Raw genomic sequence first — 15,880 nt, 5'->3', positions numbered from 1 at the left:
GCTATTCGGTCCATTTTCTGTATAGTCCACTACTTCATTACACCTCTAACCCTGTAATAGCATACGAATCATCCGTTATAGCGTAGCGTACGATATGAGAACTCAATCCCATTATTTCTATATAATACTTAGATCCTTCACAACCACTTTTGCCGCTTGAAACGCCATCGTGTAATAGCATGGTTAAACATAACCGCTTGTCGTCGTTCTCATATTATTTTGTCCGCATCACAACAATTAAATGAAGGCGTGACAACCATTTGGTCGTGTAATATGATGTCAAAATCGAAGTTCAACGGCATTTTGAGCAGCTTGGTGATTGTGACGATTGTTCTCGGGATTGCGGTCGGAGGAGTTACCGGAACAAATGCCCACGAACAACAGTCACCTCAGGTCACAGCGAATGACACTCAACTCGATGCAGGGGAATCCGGTACAGTTCGAATCAATGCTTCTCAAATTCCAAACGGGCTCTCTGGCTTCGATTTCATCGTGAAGTTGGAAGAATCCGATGTCGCGACCATCACACAGAGTAACTTCTCTAGTTCATACGGTCTTACGAACACGACAGAGTTGAACAATGGGAGCATACAGGTCCGAGCAGTCGACCTAAATAAAAATTTCCAACCCGGGGATAAAGACGTTCCCCTGGTCACACTCACAGTGAAAGGAGAACAGGATGGTCAGACGGAAATTAATGTTGTTGATCGGAATTTCGATTCCGAAGATGGTAGTCCCATTAACGTATCAGTCGCCGCTGGAGCGATTTCGGTTGGAGACGGTGCGAAAACCACTACAACCACAAGTAAGAAGTCTAACGAGACACCCACCACGACATCTTCCGATAGTGGCCAGCCCGGATTCGGTGGTATTGTGGGAGTGATAGCGATCTTCTCAGTCGCTTTCCTCTCATTCCTTCGAGACTAAGATTCGGTCGCATGAAGGTTAGTAGCTCGTACTAACCACAGGCCATACGATTTAACACATCTTGGTCGTACTCGAAACTATGAGCGAATCAAACATCAATTCCCTGTCTATCGGAGATCGCGTGATTGACATCGAAGACGACGATCCCAATGAGGGTATTGTCATCGCGAGACCACCAAAACAGACGATCCAAGACTGGGAGTTTCCGACCAGCGAAGGACCAATGACGACTGCCGACACGAACCCCAAATATCCAGCAAATACGCAGTTAGTCATCATCTCATTTCGATCTGATCTAAACGACTATTGGGAAGACTGGAGAGATACAGATCCTGAAGACCTCCTCGAAGGTGTTGAAGACAACTCCGTCCATCGGTACGGATTCCCAGAGCCACGACTCACACCCGTAGTCGAGAGTGAAAGTCAGCTACGACAAGATAAAAAATCAACCGACCAAGAAGCAATAATAGAGTCGTATAAACCGATTATCGAACGCTTAGAGCAAAACGAATTTACCGTGGAGTACGAAGCAGACACACAGGAGCTTCAAGTAGAGAAGTACGGAGTTGAGCATACTATTACCCGTGATGGGACGGTTACAGGCGAAAGTGGGATCAAAAATCGGGTCGAGTCGATCGTGAACCGTTTTCTCTAACTGAATAGGACTCTTATCGGGCGGTAGTAGTGGACAAGTATCGGAGAGCGTAGCGGAAATCACTCGAACTATCGAGGACTGTGGTCGGTCGGGACTTCTTCAGCGTCGATAATCTGAACACCTACTTTGGCATCGTTTGGATGGAAAAAGATTGTAGTTGGAAGTTAATTTGCCAATGCAACGCAAATAATAATATTACAAAGGAGGAATTATTAACCCGTATCATCGGAGTACTCCCATGTCAATAGAGACGGACAAGCAGGGACGTTTGTTTATTCCCGAAGAAGTACGAGAAAAGTACGGCGAGAAGTTTCATATCGTGACATGTGAAGACAGGGTCGAACTTATGCCGGTTGCAGATGACCCCCTTACGGCCGTTCATGAGGCAGCAGGAGACCTCTCCAATGCATCCATTGAGAACATTCGAAAGAGTATCAGCACGGCAACCGAGGTCAAGGATACGAATAGATGACTGTCTACGTCGACACAGTCTACGTAGAGACGGACTTCTTGCTCGCGATAACGACGGATTCAGATTGGCACCAGTTATCGGTAGAGGAGGTTCTCGAAACTTACGAGGTCGAAACATCGGCCTTCTCGTATCTCGAACTCATTCTCGCTCATGCACAGCACGATTTTGATTGTCTCTCACTCGTGACAAACCTTCTCGAACTTGTGCCTGTACAGGATGAACAAGAGAAACAAGCGATCCTGAAAACCGTTATTTACTATGAGAGAGGAATGACTCCGTTAGATGCCTTCCACGCGGCAACAGCGGATGCACGCGAGATGGATATGCTTTCACCAATGTGAGACCACTAGGAGAGCGAACAATTACGAGCTCCCCTGGATCGATTGACGATTGAAAATTATTCGGAGTATACGTCTCGGAGGTTATTGAGGCCAGCCGAAAAGACATGGTTCAAATGTTCTGCTTCTTCTTTCCTTTTTTCTTCTTCCACGTCATAATGTGCGAACCATTTCGCCAACGTTTGATTCGATTCTGTGATCGGTATTAGCCTGAACTCACTCAGATAATCAGTCTTAGCACCGCCATCCTCCATAGTATACTGATAGTATTGGTCCACGTCCGAGTGGGCTAACAGCCGTTCCCGTACTGTTCGGTCACCAGCTTGAAAATCCCTCACTGCACCGATTTGAACTGGTGATCTATCCTCGTCCATAGTACAATCCGTTATCCCGGGATGCCACGAATCGATACTGTCAAACGAGCGTACGGTGTCCCACACATCATTTATTGGTCCGGGGATCACCTGTGAGACCAATACTCTTGCTTGATAGGGCATATAATCCATGAAAAAGATTGGCATAGATTCACATAAATTTTTCGAGTAGCATATTGAGTAGCCGCATATGATAAAAATGAAACAATAAAATGCTTTTCAAAATGAACCCTAAAGGATAGACACCGGGGTCCTATTCGAGCACCGCGAAGAACCGAGCGGGAGTCCCTTCAGCCCCGGTCATTTTAATGAACGGGGCAAAGAACTGAAATCGCCCTTCTGATGGTAATTCTGAGAGGTTCGTGAGGTGCTGCATGAGGATCGCATCGTTTTCCAGAATTATTTTGTGGATCACGAAATCTTCAGGTGCAAAATCGGGAAGTCGAGCCGAATACTCACTGAAGCAATCGAACCCCACCGCTTTAGCACCGTTGTCGATGAGCCACTCAACGGCCTCTGGAGAGCAATAGGGGGAATCTTCATAGTAGGTTGGATAATTTCCCCACTGGGCATCTGTCCAGTCGGTTCGGATCAGTACGATATCGCCATCTCGTATGTCTGCAGCCTGCTCTTTGACATCCGCTTGTGTGATTTCATAATCCGCTCCACCTTCGCTGAGATCGATAACGAATGCATCGCCACAGACCCGATCGAGTGAAACGTCGGCAGCCGTCTCACCACCTTCAATAGTATGACGTTCGAAATCGACGTGAGATCCGGTGTGCAACAACATATCCACTTTACTGCTCTGCCAGTGGCTCTTGCCGTCCATCGTCTGTGTAGTCAGCTCCAATTGCTTGTCGACAGACGGCGGGCTCAGGGTTTCTTCTCCGATGGTTACTGATAGATCGACTATTCGTGACATGGACGGACCTCTTTCGTTCGTTGCTCGGTGAGCATGGTTTTATCCATCGTTTTCCTCCCTAATTTCCGTTTCTTTTTGTTTCTTTTCTAGTTCTGTAAGCACAACCTCTGGTGTTACTGGAATCTCTGTTATACGAACATCGATCGCGTCATTGATTGCATTGACGATTGCCGGGATGGGGGGCGTAGCAGACATTTCGCCGATACCCTTCGTCCCGAACGGACCAGTCTCAGAGGGAATCTCCAAAATCTCGTGTTCGATATTGGGTACCTCATCGGGTCCGGGAAGACTATACTCGCTGAAACCTTTCGGTTTGTGATCTGGGGTTGGATAGTAGGGGTCCGTAGTTTCATATAGCGCGTGAGCCATCCCCATCCAAGCGCCACCAACGATCTGCCCCTCGACAAGTGCAGGGTTCACTACTTGACCGATTTCGTACGTGCACGTGATATCGAGAACGTCTACTTCGCCGGTATCTGTGTCCACTTCCACGTCAGCAACCATACATGCATGAGCCTCTGCTGAGTCAGGGTCCATCTCACCGGTTTCAGAGTCGACGTCACTTTTCGGTTTGAAACCGATGCCACGGCCGGAAATAGTGCGTCCGTGTTCGAAATGTGCCGCCATGGCCGCATCCATGACACTGATAGAATACTCTGTTGCACCTTCTACGTGGATATTGCCTTCGCCATCCATCACAAGATCTTCGGGATCTGCCTCTAATTCCTCGGCTGCAACTTCCATGAGAACTTCACGAGCCTCTGTAGCAGCTTCGATAATGGCATTTCCTGCACGGTGGGTCAGCCTGCTGGCAAATGTTCCCATACAATGAGGACCGGTATCAGTATCACCGGTATCGACGATAATGTTCTCAACCGGAACTCCCATCGCATCAGCTCCGATTTGGGCGAGGGCCGTTTTCGCCCCTTGTCCCAGATCGGTGCTCGAAAGTGAAATTACGAAGTTTCCGGTGGTGGTACTATGAAGAAGCGCCTGGGTCGGATCACCACCTAAATTCATCCCAGTCGGGTAATTGACCGAAGCAATTCCACGCCCTCGCTTTTTAGACATGGTTCCCCTCCGCTTCCTCAAATGAACGCATTTCTTTGAACTCCGTTGGTAGGTCCTTTCCGACCATGTCAGCAGTCGATTGCAAACACTCGATGAGGCTTGCGTCTTCGACTTCCTTGCGGTGAGGCTTGATATCTCCATTCTGATAGGCGTTCTTGAAACGAACTTCCCATCGATCCAGGTCTAGTTCGTCAGCAATCCTATCCATTTGACCTTCAATTGCGAACGAACAGGGCGTGACACCAAACCCTCGCATGGCGCTGCTCGGCTGTTTGTTCGTGTACACACAGTAACAATCGAATTTGGCGTTCGGTATCTTGTATGGGCCACCTAGATTTGCGGCGTGTTTTATTACGGCATATGGGGTATGTCGATTATAGGCACCTGCATCAGCGTAACTGGTAACCTCCCGAGCAACGAGGGTACCATCGTCAGTAACCCCGTCTTTGAAATACATTCGCCAAGCTCCACGTGGGGAGGAGACCTGCATTTCCTCCTTACGGGTGAACTCATATTGAACGGGGAATCCCGTTTTCTTTGCAGCGAGCGTCGCCAGCGGTTCGACAATGACGTCCACCTTGCCACCGAAGCCGCCACCCACTGTTCCGCCTTTGAATTGGAGCTTACTGAACGGGACATCGAGGATCATTGCCGTATTGTCAAGCGAAAAATAGAGCGCTTGCGTATTGGTGAATACTGTGAAGCGCCCATTTGCTTCGGGTTTAGCAATAGCCGCCGTTGTCTCGGTTGGTGCCTGTTCGATAGGACTGGTTTGATACTCTTCGGTAATAATGTGATCCGCCTCTGCAAACCCTTCTTCGACATCGCCGTATCGGACACGACGACACTCGTGTCCTTGGAATTCGAAATGATTCGTTCCCCACGGTTTCAACGTAGGAGCGTCTTCCTCCAGAGCTTCTTCCACGTCAAAGACGGCTGCCAGTTCAGTCAGGTCAACGTCTACCTTCGATGCCGCTTCCATCGCGGCGTTTTTACTGTCGGCGATCACTGCCGCGATGGGTTCCCCCTTGTATCGAACCCTGTCTTCAGCGAGCAGTGGTTCTTCGTTCGGACCGATCCCGATCAACCGCAGGATAGTGTATATGTTGTTGGGAACGTCTTCGTGAGTGAGTTTGGCGACGTATCCGGACACCTTCTCGGCCTCCGAGAAGTCAATCCCATTGATTTCGGCGTGTGGAACTGGACTTCGAACGACGTGGAGATATTTCAGATCCGGAAACGTTCGATCGGTAACGTACTCCGTTTGTCCCGTTACGTGTCCTTCGCCGTCACGCCGTTCAACGGTCGTTCCGACAGAATTGAGTTCTTGCATTGTTAGTCACTCTCCCCGTTCAAGCTGTCTGCAGTAGCTTCCACGGCATCAATGATCGGTTCGTACCCTGTACACCGACAGATGTTTCCGGAGATCGCATCCCGAATCTCCGCCCGAGATGGGTCCGGATTTCGGTCTAAAAGCGCTTTGGTAACCATGATCATCCCAGGCGTACAGTAACCACACTGCATGGCGAAGTGTTCGTTGAACGCCTTCTGGAGAGGATGCAGTTCATCGCCAGTAGCTAACCCTTCTAACGTAGTGATCTCTTCACCTTCGGCTTCCTCAACGGGCACCAAGCAAGACATGACGGGAGCGCCATCGATGAGTACAGTACAACTCCCACAACCACCCTGCTTGCATCCCGTTTTCGTAGCTGTGTTTCCAAGTTTGTCCCTGAGTACCGATTGGAGCGATTCCAACGGTTCCACGATTTCCTCAACGGTTTGACCGTTTACTGTTAATTCGACGATTTTCGAACTCATTGTTTGTTCTCCGCGTTAGTGAACTGATCAAGTGCGTTTGAAACATGATGACGAACCATCTTTCGGCGATACCATTTGCTTGCGATGGCATCCTCGGGTGGATCTGCCGTTTTTGCTGCTACGTCGGCCGCTCGATTGAGTATGGGTTCATCGAGTTCAGATCCCAACAAAATCTCCTCCGCGTTCCGCATCCGCATTGGATGAGAGCCAGCACCATTCAGACAGATACGAACATCCGTGACGGTATCGTCGCGATATTGTAGGTTAACTGCGACCGTTACTATCGAGGGAGCGGGTTCTTGACTTCGTGTATATTTCATATACACAGTCTGTCCCTCGACTGTTGGGATTCGAATTTCTGTAACTAGTTCATCGGAATTGATTGCCCGTTCTCCGGACGTGGTGTAGAATTCCGACAGAGAAATACGACGTTCTCCGTCTCGATCTCGAACTATCACGTCCGCATCAAGAGCGAGTAGCGCTACAGCAAAATCACCCAACGGTGGCGGTGCAAACAAATTTCCACCAACGGTACCCATATTCCGTACAGCCCAACCACCCGTGTGTCGAGCCGCCCTTTGTAACATCGGCTCATCGATTTGGTCGAGGACTTGGGTCATGGTGAGTGTCGCCCCTAAACTCAGGTATCCATCTCCTTCCCCCGCGTAGTCGAGATCTAATTCCCGAAGATCCATCACGTAGCGTGGGAATTTGTGTCCCTCGTTTATTTCTGGCATCGTGATAGTTCCGCCAGATATGATTTCGATGGAGGATGTGTACTCTGCTGTGAGATCAAGGGCATCTTCTAGCGTTGTTGGGCGATAATACGCTTCAACAGCCATATCACCGACTCCTTTCATTTGGTACGATTATAGTATTTCCTACCATTTCAGAAACGAAAACGTGTTCCACATAATTAAATCCTTGTGAGAAGTTGTTATGTTTCAATATGCAAGAATTTGAATCACCTGCCGAATAGCATCGACAGCAACAACTCTGTCTCTAATCACGGCAAGTACGCTAGCAACCACAGCGAGGAATTAGTTGCTGAATCGAAACTGGAAGTTAGGCGTTTGTGTGCTTGGAGTTCTGTCTGGAAACGCTAGATAGTCTTTAACGCGTGACCCAGACATGCAATGTGACGATTACTATTTCTTTAGTCTCGATAATGTACTGGATGGTCGTTCTCGACCAGATGTCGCAGTAATTCACTGACGTCGTTAATTAGATCTGACCACACGTATCCATCGGACCCTGATTTGGGGGTGACATTCGTGCATAGTTTTTGGATCACCTCCGTAACCCATTTACTTCCGATTAGAAGGGAAAGCGGCAGTACATGAGGCACCATCACCTCCAGTGTAATCGTGCGTTTTAGGCAGTACATCGCCCGAGAACACTCCTCTGAGCCACTATAAATTCCATTTTGCTATACCGAAATCCCCCGTCTCGTTGCCACGGGGTCGAAGGATAGCGGAATACAAGACACTTGCAGATCAACAATGGGTTACCGGTATTCTCTATCGCGAGCGGTGTCAGGCATCCATGACGACGCTGAAAACCGAAGTCACGGTAGATTCTCCTCGATGAGTACCTGCTGAACTTCGCTCGATTCACAACCACCCCATCCGAGCGACGGCCGCTCTTAACGTCTCACAGGTTTTTCCGCTCGGTATGGAACGACCATCACGAAGGAGTTCGTGAGGTCGATGCGAACTTCCAGACGGTCGACACCCTGCCGTGGCTTCACGAGGACCACAGGGCAGGATTTATTCAATTCAGTTTCGGGAACGGGGCATGGTCTTCCGTCAAGAGTGTATTCGCGACGGGGTGAAAGCGTCACAAACGTCCTCCAGATCGAGGTCGAGGACATTATTCATGGTTCCGACACCCCAAATTATTTGAATCGACCGTGGGATTCTCGACCATGGATGTCGGTGTCCTCACAGTAGCATTAGCTAGTGAATCGATAGAAGACACGTTCTCGTACTTGTCCGACCTCGGTGTCGGCGCGGTCGAACTCGGCTGCGGTGGGTTCGTCGGCGACCCACACCTTCCTCGAGAGAAGTACTTGGATGACGAGGAAGCCCAGTCTGACCTACAGTCGTTGCTTGACGATAACGACCTGTACATCTCGGCACTGGCGACGCACAACAACCCATTGCATCCCGTGGAAGATCAGGCGGCCGAAGCCGACGAGGAGCTTCGCGAGGCCATTCGGCTCGCAAGTCAACTAGACGTAGACGCTGTCACGACATTCTCGGGATTGCCCGCCGGTGGCCCCGACGATTCCGTCCCTAACTGGATCACCGCCCCGTGGCCAAACGAGCACCACGAGGCTCACGAATATCAGTGGAACGAGGTTGGTATCCCGTACTGGCAGGAACTCGAAGCGTATGCGGACGACTACGACGTAGACATCGCCATCGAGATGCACCCCAATATGCTCGTCTACGAACCGCACGGAATGCTCGAACTCCGCGAAGCGACCGGTGACCGTATGGGCGCCAACTTCGACCCGTCCCACCTGTTCTGGCAGGACATCGACATCACTGATGCGATTCGCCTCCTCGGCCAAGAGGACGCCATTCACCACTTCCACGCCAAGGACACCAAAGTGTACAATGCGAACGCCCGCGAGAAAGGCGTGCTCGACACAACCCCATACACAGAGGAAATCGACCGCTCGTGGCTGTTTCGCTCCATCGGGTATGGCCATGGTGAGACGTTCTGGAAAGACGTCGTCTCCACCCTACGGATGGTGGATTACGACGGAGCGCTCTCTATCGAACACGAGGATTCGCTCACGTCGTCGAAGGAAGGGTTGGAAAAGGCCATCGACGTCCTCGACCGAGCTGTGTTCGAAACGAACCCCGGCGACGCCTATTGGGCCTGAGGTGGACAAATGAACGAACCACTCTCCATCGGCGTCCTCGGCTATCGTTTCATGGGCAAGGCTCACGCGAATGCGCTTGCCCGCCTGCCGATGTTCTTCCCGGACGCGCCAGACGTCGAACGACGCGTTCTCGTCGGAAGAGACGAAGACGCACTTGCGGATGCCGTCGACGAACTCGGGTTCGAGGAGTACAATACTGATTGGGAGGATGTCGTCGGCGACGTCGACGTGTTCTACAATCTCGGGCCGAATGCGATTCACGCAGACCCCTCCATCGCCGCGCTCGAAGCTGGAACGGCGGTGTTCTGCGAAAAACCACTTGCACACACGCTTGACGACGCCAAACGAATGCGGGACGCTGCCCGTAACGCGGACGTCCCTTCGGGTATCGCGTTCAACTATCGGTTCATCCCTGCGGTTCGCTACGCAAAACGGCTCATCGATTCGGGTGAACTGGGTGAGATTCGGCACGTCAGGGGGAGTTACCTACAGGACTTCCTCGCCGACCCGGAGGCACCCTGGTCGTGGCGACTCGATGCCGACGTAGCTGGTAGCGGCGCACTGGGTGACCTCGGCGCACACACACTCGACTTGACGCGCTTCCTCGTCGAGGACAGAACGGGGAATATCGAAGACATTCGTGGGCAACTGCGAACGTTCGTTGACGAGCGTCCAGTTTCCGGAACAGACGAAACGCGTCCGGTGACTGTGGACGACGCGTACACGGCACAAGCAACGTTCGAAAACGGTGCGGTCGGGACATTCGAGGCGTCGCGGTTCGCGACCGGCCACAAGAACGACCACTCGGTCGAGGTGAACGGGTCGAAGGGGAGCCTTCGGTTCTCAGTCGAACGACCGAACGAGTTGGAATTCCTTGGCCCCGACGACCGCGGATTTCAGACGATCATGGTCACGGCGGACGAGGATCCGTACCTCGAACAATGGTGGCCGGAGGGGCACGTTCTCGGATGGGAGCACACCTTCGTCTTCGAGAACTACGAGTATCTTTCCGCGGTCGCAAACAAAGACGCTGATTCCGACGAACGGTCGTCGAGCGACGTCCCGACCTTCGAGGACGGCTATCGCGTCCAACAGTTGCTCTCTGCCATCGAAGCATCCGACGAATCCGGTGAACGGATCGACGTTTCCTAATCGGCAGGGAATTGGACCAGAAGCACTACTTTTTCGAACTAGTGGCTCGTTGAGTAATCGATCTCGGGTACCGAAATCGAGCAAAACCGATAGCCATCCGGCAATAAGAACAGAACGATTGATGCGAGGATCAGTTTAATCTACACTTGGTATGTGATACTACAAAGAACAATTGCCGGGATCAGTCGATATATACGCTTTACAGACACAGTCAAACTAATGATTGACTGGAAATCAATTGACCATGTTACGCTCACTATCCCGCCGGGGGCCGAAACAGAGGCACGCGAATTTTATACTTCAATTCTCGGCTTTGATGAGGTTCCGAGACCTGAATCGTTTTCTTCGGATGGTGGAATGTGGTTTCGAGCAGGTGAGATAGAATTACATATTAGTGTCGAGGATGGTGAACACTCACGATCGAAGCGACATCCTGCATTCGAAATCGGGAACGTCAACGAGGTGCGATCTTATCTCGAGAAAAAGGGGTTCGAAACTCAGGACGAACCACCCATTTCAGGGATAGAGCGGTTCTCGTTCCGGGATCCGTTTGAAAACCGGATAGAGCTTCTCACTATATCTGAGTGACCCTCACCCTACTCGCTCGGCGTTCGTGAGGGTGACTCGGCGATGGTGAGACTTCTTATTGCCATAACACCCTTTTGGAGACGCAGAATCGGCGTCTATTGCGTCGAGAACTCAAAAATCCGTCTCACAAGAAAGTTGTACGATTGTCAACGTCGATTTCATAGGAAAGACCGGATACTCCAGCATTCCCTGGGGTTGTGTTCGTCTCGACGCCGCTGGCGCAGATTTTTTCTTGAATCAGCAGGGTAGGAGGTAATTAGTAAATCGTTGAGGAGAACATCTGTAATTAAATTTACGTGACTACTTTTCAACTCGTTGTGAATGAGTCATTCTTGCTTAAGACAGCTATCGAGTACTGAATGCAATTCGAACGCATTATATTCCCAATATTAAAGTGAGTAAAAAATATAGTAAGGCTTAATTTATTGTTTAGTCATCAATAAGATGGATCATCAGACCATGAGTAATGATAGCAAATTCTCTCGTAGATCGATACTGAGTGCAGCAGGACTCACGATGGCTAGTGGCCTCATCGGTCCTGCAGTAGCTGACCACGATGTGGGAACTGGATATCAGCCCCCCGAAGATTGCCAAGGACCGGGGTTTAACACGACTCCCCGACTCCCTAATTCACCCTGGCAAGTCCATGACCCGTGTCGGCCCCACCCGCCCGTTGTTGATCCGGGTGAACCCGCTTTTCCTGACCCACCCGAAGATGCCACCGTCCTCATTGGAGACGGAGACAACGGACAGATATCCCTTGACGATTGGAACGATTCCAGTACCTGGGACATCAAAGACGACTACGTCGTCGTCGGCGACAGTTCCATCGTCAGCAAACAGAACTTCGGTGATGGGCACTACCACGTCGAGTGGCAATCCCCCGAGAGCATCTCTGGAAGTAACCAAGTGCCTGGCAACAGCGGATTCTTTTTGGCGAACCGGTACGAAATCCAGGTTCTCAACAATTACCAAAATCCGACCTATGCAGATGGGTATGCCGCCTCGGTGTATGGCCAGCACCCCCCGCTTGTCAACGCCAGCCGCCCAAAAGGAAACTGGCAGACCTACGACATTATATGGCGTGCTCCACGCTTTGCCGATAACGGCGACCTTGAGTCGCCCGGCATGGTGACCATCTACTGGAATGATGTGCTGGTGCAGGCCCAGACAGTCCTGAACGGCCCCACCGTCTACAAGGACGTCGCAGAATATAGCCAACACCCCGTCGAACAGCCGATCAAACTCCAAAATCACGGCCAACCAGTGAGATTCCGCAATGTCTGGTTCCAATCCGGACCTACCCCTGCATCGGTACCAGAGTTCACGGATAGTTCTCTCACCGTCGAACACACTTCCAGTACGATCGACGCCACGATTACCAACCCATACGACTCGGAGATCACTGATGGCGACGTTACTCTCAGCTCTCAAAGCGGCTCCGAGGTGATGGTTACGCCACAAACCGACACCAGCTTTGGACCGCTTTCCTCGGGAGCTTCCCGGTCGGTCTCTTGGAAGGTAACCCGTCCTAGCGAGGACAGCGGCCCATACTTGTTGAACAGCTCGACCACCTACTCGGTTGATGACGGGTCCAAAACCATCGATTTCAAGGTCCCCGTCTACCCAGAGCCCGAATCCGACGGTTCTCCTCCGTCAGTCACCCTCAACAGGAATCAGGTGGCTTCGCTAAGCAACGGGATGAAACTCGATGTTGCGCCAGACGGGCGAGTCTTCTACACGACCCGAGGGAGAGGCTTTACGAACTCCGAAGGCGGCGACCCCCGATATCCCCCCGAGCCGACTGGAACAGCAAAGATAGGGGTCTATCATCCAGATAGCGGCGAGACTACCATCGCTCTCGAAAAGGAAGTCCACGGTGGAATCGAGGATGGCGGTCAAGGCATCGTCTTCGACCCGAACTTCGAAGAAAACGGATGGGTTTACTTCTTCTACTCTCCCTCGAACCACGAACTCGCCGATAATCAAGAAGAACTCGAATCGCTCGATACCTACAAAGAGGCACCAGGTGAGTCTCTCGTTGACCCCTACAACGTCGTCTCACGCTTCACCGTCGACGGCGACACGATTGACCCAGCCTCCGAAACAGAGATCATTCGGATCCCTGTCCAACGTGAGCGCTGTTGTCACGTCGGCGGTGCGCTCGCCTTCGATCTGGAGGGGAACCTCCTGATCACTACAGGAGACGATACTGACCCGTTCGAGTCGAGTGCATATACGCCGATAGACGAGCGAGATGGTCGACGGTTCTTCGACGCACAGCGCACGTCAGGCAACACGAACGACCTTCGTGGGAGTTTGCTTCGGATCACGCCCAAGGACGACGGTGGCTACACGGTCCCCGATGGCAACCTCTTTACCGGTGACGAGTACGCAGATGCGCGCGCGAACAACAAGGTTAAAACCGAGATCTACGCGATGGGCTTCCGGAATCCGTTTACGCTCACCGTCAACGAGGAAACCGGAGATCCCTTCATTGCCGACTATGGCCCCGACGCAGGTAGTTGGGATCCCCAGCGAGGACCGCCTGGACTCACCGAATTCGTGCGGGTGGACGAGCCTGGGTTCTATGGCTGGCCATATTTCACTGGGATGAACGTTCCCTACCGCGACTACGATTTCGCCACGGGTGAAACCGGTGATCCGTTCGATCCGGATAACCCGGTCAACGACTCGCCCAACAACGACGGACTCACTGAACTCCCACCAGCCCAATCAGCGACTATCACCAATCCCTACTCGTGGGATGAACTCATCGACAACGTTCCGGAGTATGCCGATGATAATGTCCCCGACGAGATTCCGTATCCCATCGAAGGCACAGATCCACCAACGGGTGGGTCGCCCATGATCGGCGAGATATATCAGTACAAGGACGACTTCGACCCCTCGATCGCCTTGCCCGGGTACTACGACGACAAACACATCATCATGGAACGTCGCGGATGGTTCAAGACCGTCACCTACGCCGAAGACGGATCAGTTAGCCGTATCGATCCATTCCCCACGGATGGCGGCACTCCCATGATGTTACATACAGGCCAACAGGGTGGTCTCTATCTCCTCAAATATGGTGGATTGGACTACATCACTACTGGGGAAGTAGACGATGGCGGTCCCGACCTTGAACCCGTTTCGGTCCCCTTCGGCTACGATGCTGGAGGGGAGACGATCGATGGGACGGTCACCATCGATGGCCTCGAATTCGTCGCCGAATCACCCAGCGTTCAGGTTTCTAACGAAGGGAATAGCAGCCCGACCGGGGAGCCGGATCTCGAGATCGAGGGGACCGAAAATGATGCGCTCTACCAGAGCGAAGAATGGGGTGAAAACCTCTCGTACGAGGTCGGCCTCGAAGACGGGGTCTATGACGTGACGCTTCATTTCGCGGAATTCGCGTTCGATGATCCGAACGGTCAACAGCGCGTGTTTAACGTCTCGGTCGAAGGCGAACAAGTGATCAACGAGCTAAACCTCCGAGAGGAAGTCGGCTTCGCAACTGCCTACACCAAGACCGTCGAAAACGTCGCCGTCAGCGACGGTTCGCTCTCGATCACGATGAGTGATCCGGTAGAAAACTCGAAGATGAGCGGATTCGAAATCACCGAAGCGGACGTGGAGGAGCCCACAGAAGGTCTCGTCGGTCAATGGCAGTTCGGTGCGGACAACGTTGACGGCGATACCGTCATTGACGCGACCGGTAACGACCACGACGGGACGATTGCTGGCGGCGTCTCCACCGGTATTGACACACCAGATATCCCCGGCGACGCCGCGGAATTCAATGGTAGCGATGGTACCGTCGTCATTCCGGACGCCGATGCGCTTGACCCGGCGGCCTACACCATCTCCACCTGGATCAACACGGACAATGCCGGCTATTACGCCGCAACCGTCGGCAAGAACGAATCGATGTGGGCTGGTTTCGATTCGGAGGGTTCCCATCCGCGGTTCGACCCCGATGACGATTCCAGCAATGGCGCATTCGCTACAGAAGCGGGAATCGCCGACGGCGAGTGGCACCACTTGGTCTATCGACACGCACCCAGCGAGAGTGTCTCGGAGATTTACATCGACGGAACTCCGGCAACCTCCTCGGAAGGTGCCAGTGAGTCATCCTCGTCGACCGCCGATCTCGCTATCGCATCGAAATCTGGCACCAAGGACTGGCTCAGCGGGATGCTCGCCGACGTGCGCCTCTACAACCGGGCGCTCTCGCAGGTCGAGATTTACGGTCTCTACCAGTACGACGGTAGTACCGGTGGCAGTCAGCCTCCCGCGGTTGTTGGCGATTCGAAGCCAACCGACCCCGATGGCGACGGAAAGTATGAAGATATCGACGGAGATGGTGAGACCGAGTACGACGACGTGGTCGATTTCTTCGACCACTTCGACGATGACTCCGTACAGAACAATCCCGACGCGTACGACTTCAACGACAACGACCGGCTTGACTTTGACGACCTCGTCGAACTCTTCCGCTCTCTCTAATCTCCCACTCTGTTTGACTCTCGCAGGAGGGACCTAAAACGGCATCCCATTGCTTTCTTGTAATTGGTAACGCGAGTGACAAAGCGGTACTCGGTTCTGTAGCCGTTCTTCACCGTGGTCTGCTATTCCCATGGCTAGGGTTGCATCCGACG

General features: G+C 52.1%; 14 protein-coding genes and 1 pseudogene. 9 read left to right on the top strand and 6 right to left on the bottom strand.

Annotated features, from left to right (window positions below):
• The first annotated feature begins 276 nt into the window (after positions 1 to 276).
• The 4 genes from ACGYLY_RS26720 (at position 277) to ACGYLY_RS26705 (ending at position 2,395) form a co-directional block, all read left to right on the top strand.
• Positions 277 to 927: a hypothetical protein gene (locus ACGYLY_RS26720; RefSeq protein ID WP_395285716.1), complete on the top strand. Its 651-nt coding sequence runs from the start codon at positions 277 to 279 to the stop codon at positions 925 to 927.
• Between the two features lie 79 nt (positions 928 to 1,006).
• Positions 1,007 to 1,582: a hypothetical protein gene (locus tag ACGYLY_RS26715; RefSeq protein ID WP_395285717.1), complete on the top strand. Its 576-nt coding sequence runs from the start codon at positions 1,007 to 1,009 to the stop codon at positions 1,580 to 1,582.
• A gap of 238 nt (positions 1,583 to 1,820) precedes the next feature.
• Positions 1,821 to 2,054: an AbrB/MazE/SpoVT family DNA-binding domain-containing protein gene (locus ACGYLY_RS26710; protein WP_395285718.1), complete on the top strand. Its 234-nt coding sequence runs from the start codon at positions 1,821 to 1,823 to the stop codon at positions 2,052 to 2,054.
• Positions 2,051 to 2,395 (top strand): PIN domain nuclease, encoded by a 345-nt coding sequence (locus ACGYLY_RS26705; RefSeq protein ID WP_395285719.1) that lies wholly within the window; start codon positions 2,051 to 2,053, stop codon positions 2,393 to 2,395. The genes ACGYLY_RS26710 and ACGYLY_RS26705 overlap by 4 nt, the downstream gene beginning before the upstream one ends.
• Positions 2,396 to 2,451: 56 nt before the next feature.
• On the opposite strand, the gene ACGYLY_RS26700 is transcribed toward ACGYLY_RS26705, so the two are convergent.
• The 6 genes from ACGYLY_RS26700 to ACGYLY_RS26675 form a co-directional block, all read right to left on the bottom strand.
• Entirely contained in the window at positions 2,452 to 2,889 is a 438-nt protein-coding gene (locus ACGYLY_RS26700) for an SRPBCC family protein (protein ID WP_395291309.1), read from the bottom strand.
• A 130-nt stretch (positions 2,890 to 3,019) separates the two neighbouring features.
• Positions 3,020 to 3,691, bottom strand: coding sequence for a cyclase family protein (locus ACGYLY_RS26695; protein WP_395285721.1), 672 nt, complete (start codon positions 3,689 to 3,691; stop codon positions 3,020 to 3,022).
• Positions 3,692 to 3,730: 39 nt separating this feature from the next.
• Complete coding sequence (locus ACGYLY_RS26690) at positions 3,731 to 4,762, bottom strand: xanthine dehydrogenase family protein molybdopterin-binding subunit (RefSeq protein ID WP_395285722.1); 1,032 nt, start codon at positions 4,760 to 4,762, stop codon at positions 3,731 to 3,733.
• Positions 4,755 to 6,095 (bottom strand): xanthine dehydrogenase family protein molybdopterin-binding subunit, encoded by a 1,341-nt coding sequence (locus ACGYLY_RS26685; protein ID WP_395285723.1) that lies wholly within the window; start codon positions 6,093 to 6,095, stop codon positions 4,755 to 4,757. The genes ACGYLY_RS26690 and ACGYLY_RS26685 overlap by 8 nt, the downstream gene beginning before the upstream one ends.
• A gap of 2 nt (positions 6,096 to 6,097) precedes the next feature.
• Positions 6,098 to 6,580, bottom strand: a complete 483-nt coding sequence (locus ACGYLY_RS26680) for a (2Fe-2S)-binding protein (protein WP_395285724.1) — start codon at positions 6,578 to 6,580, stop codon at positions 6,098 to 6,100.
• Positions 6,577 to 7,422: an FAD binding domain-containing protein gene (locus ACGYLY_RS26675; protein WP_395285725.1), complete on the bottom strand. Its 846-nt coding sequence runs from the start codon at positions 7,420 to 7,422 to the stop codon at positions 6,577 to 6,579. Before ACGYLY_RS26675 ends, ACGYLY_RS26680 begins: the two co-directional genes overlap by 4 nt.
• A gap of 1,085 nt (positions 7,423 to 8,507) precedes the next feature.
• On the opposite strand from ACGYLY_RS26675, the gene ACGYLY_RS26670 reads away from it, so the two are divergent.
• The 5 genes and pseudogenes from ACGYLY_RS26670 (at position 8,508) to ACGYLY_RS26650 (ending at position 15,728) form a co-directional block, all read left to right on the top strand.
• The gene (locus tag ACGYLY_RS26670; RefSeq protein WP_395285726.1) at positions 8,508 to 9,476 is read left to right on the top strand and encodes a sugar phosphate isomerase/epimerase family protein; all 969 of its coding nucleotides are present in this window, start codon (positions 8,508 to 8,510) and stop codon (positions 9,474 to 9,476) included.
• Positions 9,477 to 9,485: 9 nt separating this feature from the next.
• On the top strand, positions 9,486 to 10,628 hold the full coding sequence (locus ACGYLY_RS26665; protein ID WP_395285727.1) for a Gfo/Idh/MocA family protein: 1,143 nt from the start codon (positions 9,486 to 9,488) through the stop codon (positions 10,626 to 10,628).
• Between the two features lie 219 nt (positions 10,629 to 10,847).
• Positions 10,848 to 11,216 carry a VOC family protein gene (locus tag ACGYLY_RS26660; protein ID WP_395285728.1) on the top strand — a complete coding sequence of 123 codons (369 nt, stop codon included), beginning with the start codon at positions 10,848 to 10,850 and terminating at the stop codon, positions 11,214 to 11,216.
• A gap of 444 nt (positions 11,217 to 11,660) precedes the next feature.
• Positions 11,661 to 12,446, top strand: a pseudogene (locus ACGYLY_RS26655) (DUF1080 domain-containing protein); the annotation flags it as partial.
• A gap of 471 nt (positions 12,447 to 12,917) precedes the next feature.
• Positions 12,918 to 15,728, top strand: a complete 2,811-nt coding sequence (locus ACGYLY_RS26650; RefSeq protein WP_395285835.1) for a LamG-like jellyroll fold domain-containing protein — start codon at positions 12,918 to 12,920, stop codon at positions 15,726 to 15,728.
• Positions 15,729 to 15,880: the final 152 nt, after the last annotated feature.

It is taken from the genome of Haladaptatus sp. CMAA 1909 (genome assembly GCF_043952005.1).
GTDB lineage: Archaea > Halobacteriota > Halobacteria > Halobacteriales > Haladaptataceae > Haladaptatus.
Note: the sequence above shows the minus strand (reverse complement) of the source record. Positions and strands in the feature narration are given on the sequence as shown.